Raw genomic sequence first — 16,827 nt, 5'->3', positions numbered from 1 at the left:
AAGGAACGCCGCGATCACAACGCCAGTCAAACTCGCTGAATCCTGCATCTTCAAGTTGTTTGGGTATAGCAGTAATAAAAAACCTCGCACATTGGCGAGGTTTTTTGTTTTTAGCGATCAGATGATTAGTCTTCTGATGGCTGGTTCAGAATAGCCTGAATGGTTAGCTGCACTTCCGGTGAAATCAAACCGAATACACACTCGCGGAGCGCCTCAACGCGATCAGCGCGGGCATGGTCGTCGTCATTCAGATAGCCCTGTTCACGCAGCGAGTTCAGCAAAGTCGCAAACACGCCTTTGTCGAAGAATTCCGGTGCGTTGATACCGTGTAGACGGCTCAAACGTTGTGCCATCATCTGGCTTTGCTGTTCCAGATCGGACTTCGAGGTGTCTGGCTCATGGCTGAACAGCGTCAGGGTGATCGCGTAGCGCTGCAGGGTTTCTGCAATCGTGCGGCCCAGCAACTGAAGTTGAGTCAGCTTGCCGTTGTTACGACTGATGGTGTCACCGTCTACGGTGATCAGCGATTGACGCTCAAGCTCAATCAAGGTCGCATCAATGTAGCTTTGAAGCGCAGCATCGTCGAAGCTCATGAACAGCTCAGCTTTCAGCAGCGGGTAAAGCTGGCGAATCGAGTCCATCAGGTTTTCACGTGAAACACGGGTCTTAAATACCAGCATTTGCGCGATCAGTGAAGGTACTGCAAACAGGTGAATGATGTTGTTGCGGTAGAAAGTCATCAAGATGGCCTGCTGACGATCCAGCGAAATCACTTCACCCAGCGAGTCTTTTTCGACCACGAACTTGTTCAGGCTCAGCGCATGCTCAACTAACTCCTGCGCGGAATCGTCAGGTACTGTACTGGTCGCTGAATACGGTACCTGACGTAACAACTCGAGGTAAATGGTCAGTTGTTCTTCCAGCGCCTCACGGCTGAGCGCGCTCTGGCGGGAGGCGAGCAGAGCTGTCGCACACAGGGTCAGGGCATTGGCTGCAGCAGCATCATTGATTTTGGTCATCATGCGCTCTGCCAACTCATTCACCGCTGGAAGCAGCCAATCTGGACGCTGAGGTTCAATCGGGTCGATGTCTTTCTGCCAATCCGGTGCCTTCTCATTCAGGAAGTGGTTCACAGGAATCGGTTCGCCGAAGTTCACATAGCCCTTACCGTAGTTACGCAGTTTGCGAAGAATGCCCAGCACCTGGCCGAAACTTTCTTTCTCTTTTCGCTTGCCCTGAAGCTCTTTGGCGTAGGTGCTCACTTCCATCACGTGCTCGTAGCCGATGTAGACTGGAACCAGAGTCACTGGGCGTTTAAGGCCGCGCAGCATCGCTTGAATGGTCATTGCCAGCATGCCGGTTTTCGCCGGAAGCAGACGGCCAGTACGCGAACGACCGCCTTCCGAGAAGTATTCTACCGAGTAACCTTTGGCAAAAAGCTCAGCCAGATATTCGCGAAATACCGTGGAATAGAGGCGGTTGCCCTTAAAAGTACGGCGCAGGAAGAACGCGCCGCCGCGACGGAAAATAGGACCCGCCGGGAAGAAGTTCAGGTTTACGCCCGCCGCGATGTGCGGTGGCACCAGACCTTCTTTATACAGCACGTACGAAAGCAGCAGATAGTCCATGTGCGAACGGTGGCAAGGCACGTACACAATCTCATGACCATCTTGCGCCAGCTTACGGACACGCTCGGAGTTATTGATATTAAGGCCTTGATACAGCTTGTTCCAAAGCCAGGTCAGAAGGCGATCGGCATAGCGGATAAGGCTTGGTGAGAAGTCCGCAGCGATTTCTTCCATCATGTCGATGGCTTCTTTACGCACTTTCTCTACTGGTACATCACGGCTTGCAGCTTCATCCTGTACCGCTTTATCAATGGCTTTTGAGGCCAGCAGGCGTTTGAACAGCAGTTGGCGATCCGGCAAGCCAGGGCCTGATGCCGCCATTTTCTGGCGTGAGAAGTGGATTTTCGCCACACGTGCCAGCTTGTTCGCGATCGTGGTGTCCGTGCCGTGTTTGTCTGCCATAAAACGCAGAGAAACCGCATTACTAAAGCGAACCATGCTGTCACGGCCAAGCGTGAAAATGGTATAGCACTTTTGCAGGCCATTCATGGCTTGCAGGGCAGGTGCTGCCGGGCGTGATTCATTGCCTGGGTCGCGATTCCACACCACAGATGCCGGCACCATTTGGATGTCGAGCTCAGTGTCACGCTTGTGCAGTTCAAGCCATTCGGTGAACAGAGTGAGGGAGTCTGCCGGGACAGGGTCGCTGTCTTTAAACATGCGCTTGCCTTCAGACACACAGACATAGCGCGGCAGGCTTTTTCCACCCAGCTCCAAAGGTTCCAGTGGGTCCGGCAAACCCAGTTGCAGACAGCTGCTGCGCAAGGTCAGCAGATCGGTATGAGAGCGGAACGGCAAGACATAAACCATAGGGCGGGACAGATCGAGGTCCAGCTGGTTTATGGGATCTGACGGAATACTGATGGTTTTCACCAGTACCGACAGCGGTAAATTCAATAGCTTGTGATAAATCGATTGGCAAGCAGACATCTGATCGCAGCCTCTTATATTTTGTGCGTGGCAAGTCTAGCAGAAAACATCCCCGAACTTGCAGGGAAATGACACCAATCCGCGGGCTTATGTCAAGGTTGAGCCAAGGTATGGTGAGCTGGGCAGTCAGAAAAATTGTGAGCTGAGCAGCGCCTTTATTAGAGATTGGCGCAAAATCCGCCTTTTCAAGTGGTTAAACACTGGATATACTCACAGTTAACTGTATAAAAAGACAGGTCATGATATGAAGCCGTTAACCGCAAGACAACAGCAAGTCTTTGATTTGATCAAAGCAAAGATCGATGACTCCGGTATGCCACCGACGCGTGCCGAAATCGCGAAAGAACTCGGGTTCCGTTCTGCCAATGCGGCAGAAGAGCACCTGAAAGCGCTGGCGCGTAAAGGCGTGCTTGAAATCGTACCTGGTGCATCACGCGGTATCCGCTTGTTGGTGGAAACCGAAGCGGCGAACGACGACGAAGGCCTGCCTTTGATTGGTCGCGTGGCAGCCGGTGAACCTATCCTCGCGCAAGAGCACGTGGAAATGCACTATCAGGTTGATCCGAACCTGTTCAAACCGAATGCGGATTTCTTGTTACGCGTTAGCGGTATGAGTATGAAAGACATCGGTATTATGGATGGTGACCTGCTGGCGGTACATAAAACGCAGGACGTGCGAAATGGTCAAGTGGTTGTCGCGCGTGTTGAAGATGATGTCACCGTGAAGCGCCTTGAGCGCAAAGGCAATCAGGTGCTGCTTCATGCTGAGAATGAAGAATTCGCGCCGATCGTGGTTGACCTAGCTCACCAGCATCTCACCATTGAAGGTATTGCCGTTGGTGTGATTCGCAACACAGACTGGATGTAACACTCCAGCTTCGCATTACAAGAGTTATAGAAACAGGCAGCTTCGGATGAAAAGTCCGACGCTGCCTTTCTTTTTGCGAGTTTTTCGTGCTACAGGCCGCTTCCCCTCTGCATTTTTGCACACCCGCAATTCTCTGTTCCGCTCGGTCACTTTCCTCAAAACAAGGCATTAACTCTTCTTAAAATAAAGATTTTTTTGCTTTGGATTTCTGAAGTTTTTTAAGAAAAGCGGCACAAAATCGTTGAGGATGAAACAGTTGTCTTCATCTCGTAAATTCGTGGCTGGCATCATGTTTCGGGGCATTCTGCCGCTCAAATTTTGTTCTTTCCACGTTCCTTGCCTAGCTTTAGTTGTAAACAGAGTGTTAACCAAACTTTCATTTTTTGCATCCATTTACATTTAGCACTGCGAAGTGACTTTGAGGAGGGAACCGGTGAAGACTCGCCAACTTCTATACGCGCTCGCAATTTTCTCTTCGTTTGCGGCCAATGCTGCCAACGAAGCATCCTCGTTTAACCTGACTCCCGGTGTGACGGAAATCAGTGAGAAAGTCTATGGCCTTCATATGACGATTCTCTGGATTTGTGTAGCTATCGGCGTGGTCGTTTTCGGCGTGATGTTCTGGTCTATCATCCATCACCGCAAATCCAAAGGCGCGGTGGCCGCGAATTTTCATGAAAGCACCAAAGTGGAGATTCTCTGGACGCTAATCCCTTTTCTGATCCTTATTGGTATGGCTGTTCCGGCAACCAAGGTGTTGCTGGCAATGGAAGACCCGTCTGATTCAGAACTGACGATTCAGGTGACCGGCTCTCAGTGGAAATGGCATTACCGCTATTTCGACCATGAAGTGGAATTCTTCTCTTTGCTGGCGACTTCTGCCGCGCAAATTGATGGTGAATCAGCCAAACGTGACACCTACCTGCTGGAAGTTGACCGCCCGCTGGTGGTGCCGATTGGCAAGAAGGTGCGTTTCCTGATCACCTCCGAAGATGTCATCCACTCTTGGTGGGTGCCGGACTTTGCCGTGAAGAAAGATGCTAACCCAGGCTTTATCAACGAAGCGTGGACGCGTATAGACAAGCCGGGAATCTACCGCGGTCAGTGTGCAGAGCTTTGTGGTAAAGACCATGGCTTTATGCCGATTGTGGTGATTGCCAAACCGGTTGACGAGTTCGAGGCCTGGGTGACGGAAACGGCGGCTGCGCAAGCCAAGGTGAAAGAAGAAGAGCAGAAATTGCTGGCGATGAACATGGACATGGAAGAGCTGATGGAGCTGGGTGAGGACGTGTACAACTCACGCTGCGCTGCCTGTCATCAGGTCAATGGTCTGGGTCTTCCCGGCGTATTCCCGGCACTTGCCCAACAAGGCATCTCTGCTGATCCCGATAAGGTACTCGACCACCTCAATATTGTAATTCACGGCAAACCAGGCACGGCTATGCAGGCGTTTGGTGCGCAGCTTGGCCTGAAAGAGCTGGCTGCGGTGATCACCTACGAGCGTAATGCTTGGGGCAACAACACGGGCGATGCCATTCAGGCGTCTCAAATCAATGCTGTGCTCAACGGTGACGATCTTTAAGGAGAAATCGCAATGACGGATATGACGCCTGATCAGGTCGGTCACGATGACCACGACCATGATCATAAACCCCGAGGGTTGATGCGTTGGCTGTTAACGACCAACCATAAAGACATCGGCTCCATGTATTTGATCTTCAGCTTCACCATGTTTTTGTTGGGTGGGGCGATGGCACTGGTGATCCGTGCAGAGTTGTTCCAGCCGGGCTTGCAATTGGTTGACCCTAACTTCTTTAACCAGATGACCACGGTTCACGGCCTTATCATGGTATTCGGCGCGGTTATGCCAGCCTTTACAGGATTGGCTAACTGGATGGTGCCTATGATGATTGGCGCGCCGGATATGGCACTGCCACGCATGAACAACTGGAGCTTCTGGATACTGCCGTTTGCCTTCCTGATGCTCATCATGTCGCTGTTTATGGAAGGGGGCGGTCCAAACTTTGGCTGGACCTTCTACGCACCGCTATCCACCACCTATTCGCCAGACAGCACCGCACTGTTCGTGTTTGCTGTTCATATCATGGGTATCAGCTCCATCATGGGCGCGATCAACGTGATAGTGACCATCATGAACCTGCGTGCACCGGGCATGACCTACATGAAGATGCCGCTGTTCGTCTGGACCTGGTTTATCACTGCCTTCCTGTTGATTGCGGTGATGCCAGTGCTTGCGGGGGCGGTTACCATGGTGCTGACCGATAAGTACTTCGGCACATCATTCTTTGATGCCGCCGGTGGTGGCGACCCGGTCATGTTCCAGCACATCTTCTGGTTCTTCGGACACCCAGAGGTGTACATCATGATCCTGCCGAGCTTCGGGATCATTTCAGCGATTGTGCCAGCGTTTGCCCGCAAACCACTGTTTGGTTATGCGTCTATGGTTTACGCGACCGCATCCATTGCAGGCTTGAGCTTTGTTGTATGGGCGCACCACATGTTCACAACAGGCATGCCGGTGTTTGCAGAGCTCTTTTTCATGTACTGCACCATGTTGATATCGGTGCCGACTGGGGTGAAAGTGTTTAACTGGGTGGCGACCATGTGGCGAGGCTCATTGACTTTTGAGACGCCCATGTTGTTTGCGCTCGCCTTTATTGTGTTGTTCACCATCGGGGGCTTCTCTGGCCTGATGCTGGCAATAACACCGGTTGACTTCCAATACCATGATACTTACTTCGTGGTGGCGCACTTCCACTATGTACTGGTGTCCGGGGCTATCTTCTCCATCATGGCAGCGGCTTATTACTGGCTGCCAAAATGGACCGGACATATGTACAACCAGACGCTCGCCAACTGGCACTTCTGGTGCTCACTGATTTCGGTCAACATCCTGTTCTTCCCAATGCACTTCCTGGGGCTGGCTGGCATGCCACGTCGTATTCCGGATTACGCCCTGCAGTTTGCTGATATCAACGCGATTGTCAGTGTCGGTGCTTTCCTGTTCGGTTTCTCCCAGCTCATCTTCCTAGTGCTGGTGGTGAAATGTATTCGCGGCGGCGAGCCTGCGCCAGCGAAACCTTGGGAAGGTGCAGAAGGATTGGAATGGACGGTGCCTTCACCTGCGCCTTATCACACCTTCTCAACACCACCGAAAATCGATTGAGGATAGCGTATGGCAGAGCAAGAACAGCAGACACAAAAAACAGGACGTTCAGCAGCAAAGCTGGCGGGCTTGGCTGTGCTGATGTTTGGCTTTGCCTTCGCACTGGTGCCACTTTATGACGTGTTCTGCGACATCACTGGCATTAACGGTAAAACCAGTGATGTCGCGGCGACGGAAAGTAATCAGGTGGATTTTTCCCGCACCGTCACCGTTGAGTTTGTCGCCTACATTAATCCCGGTCTTGGCTGGGATTTTGTGCCTGAAGTGAAAAAGCTCACCGTGCATCCGGGAGAGACACGCACCATCGCTTACCGTGCCACCAATAATACCTTGGTGAACTCGGTCGGACAGGCGGTGCCTTCGGTTACCCCGGGTCTTGCCGCGCAATACCTGAACAAAATTGAATGTTTCTGCTTTAACCGCCAGCCCCTTGAAGCAGGAAAAGACGCAGAACTTCCACTGGTGTTTTATGTCGACCCGGAACTGCCGGAAGACATCAGCACCCTGACGCTGGCATATACCCTGTTTAGCGCAAAGACTGAGCCTGTGACTCAGTAAATGCAGTGAGGTCATCATGACGACAGATACCAATACCGATGCCCAGTACGAAAATTACTATGTGCCCGCGCAGAGCAAGTGGCCGATTGTCGGTGCTATTGCCTTGTTCTTTATCGCAATGGGCGCTGGTTCGACAGTCGCCGGATTGTTCGGTGGCAATGGCCCATGGATGCTTCTGATAGGCACCGGCATTTTGATGTTTATGCTGTTTGGCTGGTTCCGCGATGTGATTCATGAGTCGATGGGCGGATTGTATTCAGCGCAAATGGATCGTTCATTCCGTCAGGGGATGAGCTGGTTCATCTTCTCGGAAGTGATGTTCTTTGCCGCTTTCTTTGGCGCACTGTTCTATGCCCGCATCATTGCGGTTCCTTGGCTGGGAGGGGCGAGCAACAATGCCATGACGGCAGCGGTGCTCTGGCCTGACTTTATTCCAGGTTGGCCTTTGGTGAAAACGCCAGATGGCACGGAAACCACGGCCATGGGGGCTTGGGGTTTACCGCTGATTAACACCATTATTCTGCTTGCTTCGTCTGTCACGCTGCACTTTGCACATGTGGCGATGGAAGAAGGCAACCGCCAACGCGTGAAACTGTTTCTTGGTGTCACCGTGTTACTGGGGTGGATTTTCCTTGGGCTTCAGGTGGAAGAATATGTGCACGCGTACCAAGAGCTGAACCTCAGACTGGATTCAGGGATTTACGGGAATACCTTCTTCCTGCTTACCGGTTTCCACGGTATGCATGTTTTCCTTGGCTCGATCATTCTGTTCATTATTTGGTTGCGGGTACTGAAAGGACACATGACCCCTGAGCATCACTTCGCCTTCCAGGCCGGGGCTTGGTATTGGCACTTTGTAGATGTGGTTTGGCTGTGTCTGTTCGTGTTCGTCTACATCTTGTAGCGAAGCGAATCAATAAGGGCGGCTGTTGGGTTCAATCACCCCAGTCGCCAAAGCAACCAGCAAGATGACAAATACAAGCACAGAGAACAAAACGCGACGTCCTAAAAAGCGGGACATGGGAACGTCGGATTGACCCTTAAGCATAATCGGCAGAGCACGGAACAGATTAAACACGATAAAGACCAACAGGCAGACGAGGATCCCTTTGAGCAGCATATTGCCTCCTGAGAGTCAAAAAGGTGACCGGATGTCTTCTTCCAACATACGGCAAATAAGACGGATTGGTTTTCTTGTATTCACTCTGGCGATGACAGCGCTCTTGGTCAAGCTGGGGATGTGGCAAATGTCCCGCGGGGCAGAAAAAGAAGCGCTTTTGTCGCAAATGGCAGAGCGTTCACAGCAGGAAGTGATCGCCTTGGCGTCTTTGCCACAGGAATTGAAAGGGACGCGGGTTAAGTTAACTGGCCAGTTTGATACATCGAAGAGCGTGCTGCTCGATAACCAAACCTTCGAAGGCCGTGTGGGATACCGCTGGTTTCTACCTTTCAGAAGTGACAATCAGTGGATATTGGTCGAACTGGGTTGGGTGGCAGCTCCTGCAACAAGGGATACATTGCCGACACTGCCAACGCTAGAAGGGCAGTTTTCAGTGACCGGCACCATCGATTTTCCCTCAGACAGGGTCGTGCTGGCACAAGTGGAAACAGAAAACGGTTGGCCCAAACGGGTGCAATCGGTGGAAATTCAAGGTCTGGAACAAGCTTCCGGACTTTCCCTCAAACCCTGGCTTATCCGCGGTGATGTGATAAGCAACAGCAACGGAGAGAGCTTCAGTACAGGTGCGAAACCCATCTGGGAGCCTGTCGTGATGAAGCCGGAAAAGCACTATGCCTACGCCATGCAGTGGTTTGGATTGGCGCTGGTGGTAGTGATTGGATTTGGGCTTTGGTGGAGGAAAGGACGCATATGAATGGGAAAAAAGCGCTGATACTGGTCACCGTGATTTTTGTTCTGCCGGTTCTGGCTGCCAAATTGGTGTTGGATTTTGGCTGGTACAATAAAGGCGTGACCAACAATGGCGAGCTTATCGCCGAAGAAGTGAAGGCTGATTGGCTGTCACACAACGGGCAATGGCGTTTGGTCTACTCCTACCCCAATACCTGTGATGAGAAGTGCGAAAGTGCGTTGTTTCAACTTAACCAAATTCCGGTTGCGGTTGGACGTGAGCGTGAACGGGTTGCCAGCATCCTGCTGACACCGGAAAGCTCGGCGGTGGAAGAAGGCACCAATGTCACCCGCCAAAACATCGATGCAACGCAACAACAAACCATGTCGTCGCTGCCCTTCTCTGAGAACGCGATTTATCTTGTTGACCCTCTGAACAACCTTATTCTTGCCTATCCGGTGCCAGCGGAAAAATCAGCACAGGTGGCACAGAGCAAAGGACTGCTGTCCGATCTTCGTAAGCTCATGAAACTCTCCAAAGTCGGGTAAGGGAGGCCGTGATGGAAAAAGACAAACGCTATCTCGGACTGATCTACGGTGCACTGGCCTTGGCTTTGGTCGTGGTGGCCCTGGGAGCATTTACCCGTTTGACGGAAGCAGGCTTGGGGTGCCCAGATTGGCCCGGTTGTTATGGCTTTCTGACCGTGCCGCAATCGGCAGAGAAAATCGCTCAGGCAACGGAAGCCTTCCCCCATGCCCCTGTTGAAATTCAAAAAGCCTGGAATGAAATGATCCATCGCTATGTGGCGGGAACGCTCGGGTTAGTGATTGCTGCCATTGCTTTTCTGGCGTGGCGTCGCCCTGAACGTAACCGCATCCTGCCGAGTGTGCTGCTGGCGGTGGTGACCTTCCAGGCCGCTCTGGGCATGTGGACCGTGACCATGAACCTGATGCCGATTGTGGTGATGGGGCATTTGCTCGGCGGTTTCACAACCGTGACTTTGCTGTTCATGTTGGCACTGCTGGAAAGACGGCGTATTAAAAAACCGACACAGCTCGAGGTGGGTCTCCAAAAGGCCTCTGTTGGCGGAAAGCTTAAGGCATTGTCCGTTGCGGCACTACTCGCGGTGGTGATGCAGATTGCGCTCGGCGGCTGGACATCAGCCAACTATGCGGCTCTTGTTTGTACGCAACTGCCTGTCTGTGAAGTGGATTGGGCAGAGAAATACGACGCCTCGGCGTTTCATCCTATCAGCCCGAAAAACGAGACTTACCAATATGGCGTGCTGAATTTCGATCAGCGCGTCACGATCCATGCTACACACCGAATTGGTGCCATGGTGGTCACGGCGCTCATCTTACTGCTGGCGTTTGCGGTTAGAAAACCGCTTGGTGCTGGCGCATCGCTACTACTCTTAGGCGCGCTGGGTATTCAGATAACGCTTGGTGTCACCAACGTAGTCGCCTTGCTGCCGCTGTCTGTAGCGGTGGCCCACAATGTTTGCGGATTGCTTTTACTTTTAGTGACTGTCAGGACGGTGGTAGGTGTGTTCGCACCTGTTTCAATGACCGCTGCACAGTCGTCTTTGGGAGACTCAGGGAGGTTAAGCCATGGCTAAATTCAACACGCCTTCGCTGGCAAACAGCGCCCCGAATACTGAAACCGCTCAATGGCGGGATTATCTGGAACTGACCAAACCCAAAGTGGTGGCCATGCTATTGCTGACCGCCATGGTGGGAATGTGTTTGGCGGTGCCGTCGTTGCCTCCTGCTCACGCCGTGATTCTCGGGCTGTTAGGGATTGGTATGCAGTCGGCTGCGGCAGCGGTGTTCAATCATGTGATTGATCAGCGTATTGATAGACAGATGCAGCGCACTATTCACCGCCCCGTTGCGAAAGGCCGGGTAGGTACGTCACAGGCTCTGGCCTTTGGTGGCTTGCTGATGGTCGCGGGCTTTGCGCTCCTTTGGGTATTGAATGCGCTGGTGGCATGGCTCACCTTTGCCAGTTTGATTGGCTATGCGGTGGTCTACACCGTTTGGCTGAAGCACGCGACGCCTCAGAACATCGTGATTGGTGGTTTGGCTGGCGCAATGCCACCGCTGCTCGGTTGGGTGGCGGTGACAGGAACGCTCGACCCACATGCACTGTTGCTGGTGATGCTGATTTTCACCTGGACGCCACCGCATTTCTGGGCGCTTGCGATTCATCGTGAGAAAGATTACGCCAAAGCCGGCGTACCCATGTTGCCAGTGACCCATGGTGTGGAATTCACCAAGACCATGATTTTGCTCTACACCCTGCTTTTGGTGGTGGTGGGCTTACTGCCTTGGCTGGCGGGAATGAGTGGACTGATTTACCTCTTCGGTAGTTTGGCGCTCAATCTCGGCTTTGCCTGGTACGCGTGGCAGTTGAAATTCCATGACCATAAAGGGTTGGCTTGGCAGACGTTTAAATACTCCATTTGGCATGTATTTGGTTTGTTTGTGGCTTTGCTCGCCGATCATGCGTGGCGTGCGATAGGATAGTTGCACACCCAAGCAAACAGTGAGTAGGGATGATGCTTTCCCATCTTCAATTCTCAACGCCGCGGCTGGATGTCGCGGCGTTATCGTCTGGTTCAGAGACTTCCGATAATCTCGCTAAGGAATTAGCAGCCCTATTGACGCCAGCGGTGAAGCAGCATTTACCGCCGGATATCCAATCGGTGAACGACGCCCAAAGCGCTGTGGTTTGGCTTCAACAGGCTTTAACAGAATCCACTTTCCTCGCCGTGACAGAGCGGAATTCGCAATCTCTCGCGGGGTTTATTTTGCTGTATGCAGAAATCAATACAGATGGTTTGCTCGATCTTCGGTTGGGTTATGTGGTGAGTGAGGAGCTGCAGGGAAAGGGTTTGGCCAGCGAGATGCTGCAGGGCTTGGTGAGCTGGTGCCAGCAGAGCAGCAAGGTCGCGACGCTTTCCGGTGGGGCCGAAGAGAACAATCTGGCTTCTATCCGCGTGCTGGAAAAAAACGGATTTGTGCGTGATGGCGAAACCCTCAAGGGTACCGTCTATTTAACCCGCACATTCTGATAAACTTCCGCCACTTACTCTCTATCTGTCGATAACCACAGAGCCAATTTATGCTGTCAGCGCTGCAACAAAAAGCCCTTCACGTGCGTGTTTTCTCGCTCGCGTTCCCCATGGTGCTCTCGAACATTACCGTGCCTTTGCTGGGGTTGGTGGACGCGGCCGTGATTGGTCACCTCGACCATGCCTGGTATCTCGGTGGCGTGGCGGTCGGCAGCACCATGATCGCGGTGACTTTCTGGCTGCTCGGTTTTCTTCGTATGGCTACCACTGGGCTTACCGCTCAAGCCTATGGCGCTGACGATAAAGCGGGGCTAGCGGATGTGTTCCTACAGGGTATCTCCCTTGCCTGGTTATTGGCATTGGCGATTATCGCCGTGCATCCATTGATTGCGGATTGGGTGTTTTCCTACAGTGACGCAAGTGCGGAAGTGAAGCGCTATGCCGACCAGTATTTCTCTGTGCGCATCTGGAGTGCGCCTGCTGCGCTGAGCAATCTTGTGATCATGGGTTGGCTATTGGGTGCCCAGAACGCGAAAAAACCGATGATGCTGCTGATTGTTATCAACGTCATCAACATCGTGCTTGATGTGCTGTTTGTTGTGGGTTTTGGCTGGAAAGTGCAGGGCGCTGCGGCAGCGAGTGTGATTGCCGATTACAGCGGTATGGCGTTGGGCTTGTATTTCGTGGCGCAGCGCTGGAAGCAAGAGATGTTGCCTGCCCCATTGGCGCAGTGGAAAAAAGCTTCTGCGGGTATGGGACGGCTGTTAAAGCTTAACCGGGACATCTTTCTTCGAAGCCTCTGCCTACAGCTGGCCTTCACCTTTATGACCTTTCAGGGTGCGACACTGGGCGACAATGTGGTGGCAGCCAATGCGGTGCTGATGAACTTTCTGATGCTGGTCTCTTTCGCAATGGACGGCTTTGCCTATGCCATGGAAGCCATGGTAGGGAAGGCAATTGGTGCCCGGAACAGAAACGAGCTGATGGATTCACTGACAGCCACCACCTTCTGGAGTCTTGTGATTTCTTTGCTTATCACTGCCGCTTTCCTTATCTTTGGTGAGCAGATTGTCGGGGTGATTTCCGATATCCCGGCAGTGCGTGAACAGGCATTTGTGTATCTGCCTTGGCTCATTGCCATGCCGCTCGTGGCCATGTGGTGTTTTCTGCTTGATGGTGTGTTTATTGGTGCGACGCGCGGACGTGAAATGCGAAACACCATGTTCGTTGCGATGGCAGGTTTCTTTGTGATTTGGTGGCTGTTAAGTGGGTGGGGCAACCATGCGCTTTGGGCGGCGATGCTCGGCTTTATGGCGCTGCGTGGATTAACGCTGGGGGTACTTTTCGTTCACCAGTGGCGCAGAGACACCTTCCTGGCGGCAAACTAGCGAGACAAAAAAGGCGCCATTAGGCGCCTTTTTTGTCTCGGTAATCGCTCTTAGTAGTAAGAGTGATCGCCGTGCGCGTGCTCAGTGACGTCACGAACGCCGTTAAGCTCGCCGCTGAATTCTTCCAGCAGTTGCTTCTCGATGCCGTCTTTCAGGGTGACATCAACCATTGAACAGCCATTACAGCCGCCGCCGAATTGAATCACTGCCACTTTGTCTTCAGTGATTTCAATCAGATTGATGTGACCACCGTGGCCTGCCAGCTGTGGGTTAACCTGAGTCTGGATCACGTACTCAACGCGCTCCATTAGTGGCGCGTCGTCAGACACTTTACGCATTTTTGCGTTTGGTGCTTTTAGCGTCAGCTGTGAGCCCATTTTGTCAGTGGCAAAATCAATCTCAGCATCTTCCAGAAACGGAAGGCTCAGTTCATCTACGTAGGCAGAAAAACCTTCGAATTTGAGTTCGGTGTCAGTCGCTTCCACTGCATCCTGAGGGCAGTAAGAAACGCCGCACTCTGCGTTTTGCGTGCCAGGATTAACCACGAATACGCGGATGTTTGTCCCTTCCGGCTGCTGCTCAAGCAGTTTACCGAAATGGCTCTGTGCACTTTCTGAAATAATAATTTGTGACACGGCTTCTTACCTGATTTATCCAGTATTTGTTTACATTGTACGCTTGTTTTTGTCCGCTATCACCCCTCAAGCTTCGAGGTTACTTTTCCCTCACTTTTCAATTAAGTGGCTTCTGGTGGTGTGCGACAAAGACAATACACATCAATACGTTCCACGCCATGCTGCCGGAGCAAGCGGCAAAGCTGGGCGACAGTTGCACCCGTGGTGACAACATCATCGACCAAGGCGATGTGTGGCGGCAGTTTTCCTTCGATAGAAAATGCCTGCTTTAAGTTTGAAAGACGGGATTGTCGGTCTAATCCCTGCTGTTGGCGAGTGGCACGAATGCGTTTTAAGACATTGGGCTCAGATTGAACCTTCAGTTGTCTCGCGAGCTCTGCGGCCAGCACACTGCTATGGTTAAATCCGCGCCAAAGCCTGCGTTTCCAATGCATGGGCACGGGAAGAAGGAGAGGCGCAGGTGATTCTATCTCTGTCGCGAGCAGTTTAGCGAGAGCAGGGGCAAGCCAGTAATGTCCTTGATACTTGAAGCGGTGAAGCAGCTTGTCATAGGGAAAGGCATAGGCACCGACACAGACCAAACTGTCCCACGGTGGCGGCTTTTTCAAACATCTTCCGCAGCTTTCAATCACGTAAGGCGTGGGCAAACCGCAATGCAGGCAGCGTGCCTGACGGGGCAAACTGGCGTGACAGGCATGACACCAGGGATAAACACGCTGCTCCAACCTGTGGTGGCAAAGCTGACAACGCAGCGGCAAGGCACGTAAGATAGTGCTTAACATCAAGGACATGCTTGTTGATAAACGAATTTAGGCAGTGTAAATGACGACTTCTCTGTACTGGCACACGGAAGGCCAGGGTTCCGATCTGATTCTCATTCATGGCTGGGGGATGAACAGCGCCGTATGGCAAAACATCCTGCCTGCTCTCACCCCGCATTACCGCGTTCATTGTGTTGACCTGCCGGGCTATGGCTTCAGTCAACCGACCGATGCCTTTTCCTTAGAGGAAATGGCACAGTGCTTGCTTGATAATTCACCGCAGGAATCTGTTTGGGCCGGTTGGTCTTTGGGGGGAATGGTTGCCACTCAGGCTGCACTGCTCGCACCGGAACGTGTGAAAGGTCTAGTCACGATTGCCAGCTCTCCAAGATTTGCTGCAGAACATGGATGGCGAGGGATAAAACCCGAGGTATTGCAGGCGTTTACGAAACAATTGGCTGAAGACTTTCAGACGACGGTTGAACGTTTCATGGCGCTTCAGGCAATGGGAAGCCCGACAGCACGGCAAGATATTAAGTGGTTGAAACAGGCGGTCCTCTCTCACCCGTCTCCTCAGCCAGAGGCGCTTAGCGCCGGCCTTGGTATTCTTGCTGACGCTGACTTGCGGCCTCACTTGCATGATATTTCAATGCCTTGGCTCAGAATGTACGGTCGGCTGGACGGCCTTGTGCCTGTCAAAGTGGCGCAAGAGTTGGATGTTCTGGCACCGCGTTCGCAGCGGCAAATCTTTGCCAAAGCGTCGCACGCACCGTTCATTTCTGATCCCGACCATTTTTCACAAGAGCTTCTGGCTTTTTGTGGCCAATGTTTGCCGTCCTGTTAATGGAAAGTAGCGAAATAAAGTGAATTGGGGCTAAATTTTAATCTGTAGCTGCCGATACTTTAATCAAGTTACTTGCTATGGCATCAGGAGAGACCATAATGAATATAGGTAACGTTGGGTATTCTCAGCATGCTTACGCCAAGCCTATGCAGCCAAATCAGGCGGCAAAGGGCAACGAGGCGCAGGCAGCCGAGGGTGCCAAGCAGTCTTACGAGCAGGTCGCGAAGGAAGTGTCGGACGGTAAGGCTGTTAACAAAGCAACGGAAGCCGAAGGCACGAACACTTCGTCTAAAGTTGAGTCTTTCACCTATGGGGCGCTTGGCATGGACCACCCTGAAGAAGTGAAAAGCAACGACGATGCTGCGTATTCCGCCGGTCAGGTGCTTTCTGCACTGGGTACCATTGGCGGACTGATCGCAATATTGGTCTAGTTTCGCTATAGAGATATAGCACGCGCATTCGCGGGGGTTACCCCGCCTATGCTCACAGGCGACGCGCCTTCGGTCGGTGTTGGGAGACAACATTGGCATGAACATTTCGCCCGCTAACGTCAGCATCCCTGCTGTCGTACCGTCAGTAAACCCGCCAACGGAGCAAGTTGCGCGGGAAAATCGCGTGCGCGAAAAAATTGTCCCGCCCAGCCAGGCAAATGCCACTGCCGAAGAAAAACCGGTACTCGCCGAAGAGAAACAACTCAAGAACCCGTCTTGGGACCCTTCTGAACATCCCGATTATGCCGATCTGGAACAAAACCCAAGGCAGTTCAATGGTGGTGGTTTCGCTGCACATGAAACCCTAAGTCAGTTGACTAACATGCTTTCCAGCGGTTCGTATGTGCCACAGAACGAAAACGGCTATGCCATGCGCATTAAGCTGCCGAAAGAAATCCTGGATAAAATCGACGAACTGAAAGCTTCTCAGCGAACAGGCGCGGTGGTTGCCATGCGTTATCAGCAATCGTCAGCCGCGAATATCCCATCAGAAGTGCTGATCGTCATTTGAAGGTAAGCCTAGGGGCTGTTGACCTTTGGTGATTGTTTTTGCAGCAGTTTGTGGGGATTTTATGCAAGGCAGAGGCTTCAATGTGTAGCTAGTCTACATG

The 16,827-nt window shown here is 52.3% G+C and carries 18 protein-coding genes; 14 read left to right on the top strand and 4 right to left on the bottom strand.

Going from position 1 to position 16,827, the window contains the following annotated elements; all coding sequences use genetic code 11:
* Positions 1-125 precede the first annotated feature (125 nt).
* Entirely contained in the window at positions 126-2,558 is a 2,433-nt protein-coding gene (plsB, locus tag RN22_RS06145) for a glycerol-3-phosphate 1-O-acyltransferase PlsB (protein WP_046303552.1), read from the bottom strand.
* Between the two features lie 244 nt (positions 2,559-2,802).
* On the opposite strand from plsB, the gene lexA reads away from it, so the two are divergent.
* The 5 genes from lexA to RN22_RS06120 all read left to right on the top strand — a co-directional run bounded on the left by lexA (position 2,803) and on the right by RN22_RS06120 (position 8,075).
* Positions 2,803-3,426 carry a transcriptional repressor LexA gene (gene lexA / locus RN22_RS06140; protein WP_002535400.1) on the top strand — a complete coding sequence of 208 codons (624 nt, stop codon included), beginning with the start codon at positions 2,803-2,805 and terminating at the stop codon, positions 3,424-3,426.
* A 433-nt stretch (positions 3,427-3,859) separates the two neighbouring features.
* Positions 3,860-5,008, top strand: coding sequence for a cytochrome c oxidase subunit II (gene coxB / locus RN22_RS06135; RefSeq protein ID WP_046303551.1), 1,149 nt, complete (start codon positions 3,860-3,862; stop codon positions 5,006-5,008).
* Between the two features lie 12 nt (positions 5,009-5,020).
* A complete protein-coding gene (gene ctaD / locus RN22_RS06130) occupies positions 5,021-6,613 on the top strand; it encodes a cytochrome c oxidase subunit I (RefSeq protein ID WP_002535394.1) in 1,593 nt (530 codons plus the stop codon).
* A gap of 9 nt (positions 6,614-6,622) precedes the next feature.
* Positions 6,623-7,171, top strand: coding sequence for a cytochrome c oxidase assembly protein (locus RN22_RS06125; RefSeq protein WP_002535392.1), 549 nt, complete (start codon positions 6,623-6,625; stop codon positions 7,169-7,171).
* Positions 7,172-7,187: 16 nt separating this feature from the next.
* Positions 7,188-8,075 (top strand): cytochrome c oxidase subunit 3, encoded by an 888-nt coding sequence (locus RN22_RS06120; RefSeq protein ID WP_046303550.1) that lies wholly within the window; start codon positions 7,188-7,190, stop codon positions 8,073-8,075.
* 9 nt (positions 8,076-8,084) lie between these two features.
* Here RN22_RS06120 and RN22_RS06115 read toward each other — a convergent pair whose 3' ends face one another.
* Complete coding sequence (locus RN22_RS06115) at positions 8,085-8,291, bottom strand: DUF2909 domain-containing protein (RefSeq protein ID WP_002535390.1); 207 nt, start codon at positions 8,289-8,291, stop codon at positions 8,085-8,087.
* A 31-nt stretch (positions 8,292-8,322) separates the two neighbouring features.
* Here RN22_RS06115 and RN22_RS06110 point away from each other — a divergent pair, with 31 nt between their 5' ends.
* The 6 genes from RN22_RS06110 to dinF are packed head-to-tail and all read left to right on the top strand — an operon-like array spanning position 8,323 to position 13,485.
* Positions 8,323-9,045: an SURF1 family protein gene (locus RN22_RS06110; RefSeq protein WP_197076258.1), complete on the top strand. Its 723-nt coding sequence runs from the start codon at positions 8,323-8,325 to the stop codon at positions 9,043-9,045.
* Positions 9,042-9,569, top strand: a complete 528-nt coding sequence (locus RN22_RS06105) for a hypothetical protein (RefSeq protein ID WP_046303548.1) — start codon at positions 9,042-9,044, stop codon at positions 9,567-9,569. Before RN22_RS06110 ends, RN22_RS06105 begins: the two co-directional genes overlap by 4 nt.
* Positions 9,570-9,580: 11 nt before the next feature.
* Positions 9,581-10,639 (top strand): heme A synthase, encoded by a 1,059-nt coding sequence (locus tag RN22_RS06100; RefSeq protein WP_046303547.1) that lies wholly within the window; start codon positions 9,581-9,583, stop codon positions 10,637-10,639.
* A complete protein-coding gene (cyoE, locus tag RN22_RS06095; protein WP_046303546.1) occupies positions 10,632-11,549 on the top strand; it encodes a heme o synthase in 918 nt (305 codons plus the stop codon). The genes RN22_RS06100 and cyoE overlap by 8 nt, the downstream gene beginning before the upstream one ends.
* Before the next feature lie 29 nt (positions 11,550-11,578).
* Positions 11,579-12,097: a GNAT family N-acetyltransferase gene (locus RN22_RS06090; RefSeq protein ID WP_046303545.1), complete on the top strand. Its 519-nt coding sequence runs from the start codon at positions 11,579-11,581 to the stop codon at positions 12,095-12,097.
* 50 nt (positions 12,098-12,147) lie between these two features.
* Positions 12,148-13,485, top strand: a complete 1,338-nt coding sequence (dinF, locus tag RN22_RS06085) for an MATE family efflux transporter DinF (RefSeq protein ID WP_046303544.1) — start codon at positions 12,148-12,150, stop codon at positions 13,483-13,485.
* A 50-nt stretch (positions 13,486-13,535) separates the two neighbouring features.
* Here dinF and nfuA read toward each other — a convergent pair whose 3' ends face one another.
* The gene (gene nfuA, locus RN22_RS06080) at positions 13,536-14,120 is read right to left on the bottom strand and encodes a Fe-S biogenesis protein NfuA (RefSeq protein WP_046303543.1); all 585 of its coding nucleotides are present in this window, start codon (positions 14,118-14,120) and stop codon (positions 13,536-13,538) included.
* A 101-nt stretch (positions 14,121-14,221) separates the two neighbouring features.
* Complete coding sequence (locus RN22_RS06075; protein WP_231590862.1) at positions 14,222-14,902, bottom strand: ComF family protein; 681 nt, start codon at positions 14,900-14,902, stop codon at positions 14,222-14,224.
* A gap of 40 nt (positions 14,903-14,942) precedes the next feature.
* Here RN22_RS06075 and bioH point away from each other — a divergent pair, with 40 nt between their 5' ends.
* From bioH to RN22_RS06060, 3 genes are all read left to right on the top strand, one after another.
* Positions 14,943-15,725, top strand: a complete 783-nt coding sequence (bioH, locus tag RN22_RS06070) for a pimeloyl-ACP methyl ester esterase BioH (protein ID WP_046303542.1) — start codon at positions 14,943-14,945, stop codon at positions 15,723-15,725.
* A gap of 98 nt (positions 15,726-15,823) precedes the next feature.
* Complete coding sequence (locus RN22_RS06065) at positions 15,824-16,156, top strand: hypothetical protein (RefSeq protein ID WP_046303541.1); 333 nt, start codon at positions 15,824-15,826, stop codon at positions 16,154-16,156.
* A gap of 97 nt (positions 16,157-16,253) precedes the next feature.
* Entirely contained in the window at positions 16,254-16,727 is a 474-nt protein-coding gene (locus RN22_RS06060; RefSeq protein WP_002535372.1) for a hypothetical protein, read from the top strand.
* The last annotated feature ends 100 nt before the right edge of the window (positions 16,728-16,827 follow it).

The organism is Grimontia sp. AD028 (assembly GCF_000973155.1).
In the GTDB taxonomy this organism is placed as follows: domain Bacteria; phylum Pseudomonadota; class Gammaproteobacteria; order Enterobacterales; family Vibrionaceae; genus Enterovibrio; species Enterovibrio indicus.
This window is presented reverse-complemented; position numbering and strand designations above follow the sequence as displayed.

Excerpts from the sequence above, each read along its gene's own strand:
- plsB (WP_046303552.1), bottom strand. The coding sequence starts at position 2,558 with ATGTCTGCTTGCCAATCGATTTATCACAAGCTATTGAATTTACCGCTG.
- lexA (WP_002535400.1), top strand. The coding sequence starts at position 2,803 with ATGAAGCCGTTAACCGCAAGACAACAGCAAGTCTTTGATTTGATCAAA.
- ctaD (WP_002535394.1), top strand. The coding sequence starts at position 5,021 with ATGACGGATATGACGCCTGATCAGGTCGGTCACGATGACCACGACCAT.
- RN22_RS06125 (WP_002535392.1), top strand. The coding sequence starts at position 6,623 with ATGGCAGAGCAAGAACAGCAGACACAAAAAACAGGACGTTCAGCAGCA.
- RN22_RS06120 (WP_046303550.1), top strand. The coding sequence starts at position 7,188 with ATGACGACAGATACCAATACCGATGCCCAGTACGAAAATTACTATGTG.
- RN22_RS06115 (WP_002535390.1), bottom strand. The coding sequence starts at position 8,291 with ATGCTGCTCAAAGGGATCCTCGTCTGCCTGTTGGTCTTTATCGTGTTT.
- RN22_RS06110 (WP_197076258.1), top strand. The coding sequence starts at position 8,323 with ATGTCTTCTTCCAACATACGGCAAATAAGACGGATTGGTTTTCTTGTA.
- RN22_RS06105 (WP_046303548.1), top strand. The coding sequence starts at position 9,042 with ATGAATGGGAAAAAAGCGCTGATACTGGTCACCGTGATTTTTGTTCTG.
- RN22_RS06100 (WP_046303547.1), top strand. The coding sequence starts at position 9,581 with ATGGAAAAAGACAAACGCTATCTCGGACTGATCTACGGTGCACTGGCC.
- cyoE (WP_046303546.1), top strand. The coding sequence starts at position 10,632 with ATGGCTAAATTCAACACGCCTTCGCTGGCAAACAGCGCCCCGAATACT.
- RN22_RS06090 (WP_046303545.1), top strand. The coding sequence starts at position 11,579 with ATGATGCTTTCCCATCTTCAATTCTCAACGCCGCGGCTGGATGTCGCG.
- dinF (WP_046303544.1), top strand. The coding sequence starts at position 12,148 with ATGCTGTCAGCGCTGCAACAAAAAGCCCTTCACGTGCGTGTTTTCTCG.
- RN22_RS06075 (WP_231590862.1), bottom strand. The coding sequence starts at position 14,902 with ATGTTAAGCACTATCTTACGTGCCTTGCCGCTGCGTTGTCAGCTTTGC.
- bioH (WP_046303542.1), top strand. The coding sequence starts at position 14,943 with ATGACGACTTCTCTGTACTGGCACACGGAAGGCCAGGGTTCCGATCTG.
- RN22_RS06065 (WP_046303541.1), top strand. The coding sequence starts at position 15,824 with ATGAATATAGGTAACGTTGGGTATTCTCAGCATGCTTACGCCAAGCCT.
- RN22_RS06060 (WP_002535372.1), top strand. The coding sequence starts at position 16,254 with ATGAACATTTCGCCCGCTAACGTCAGCATCCCTGCTGTCGTACCGTCA.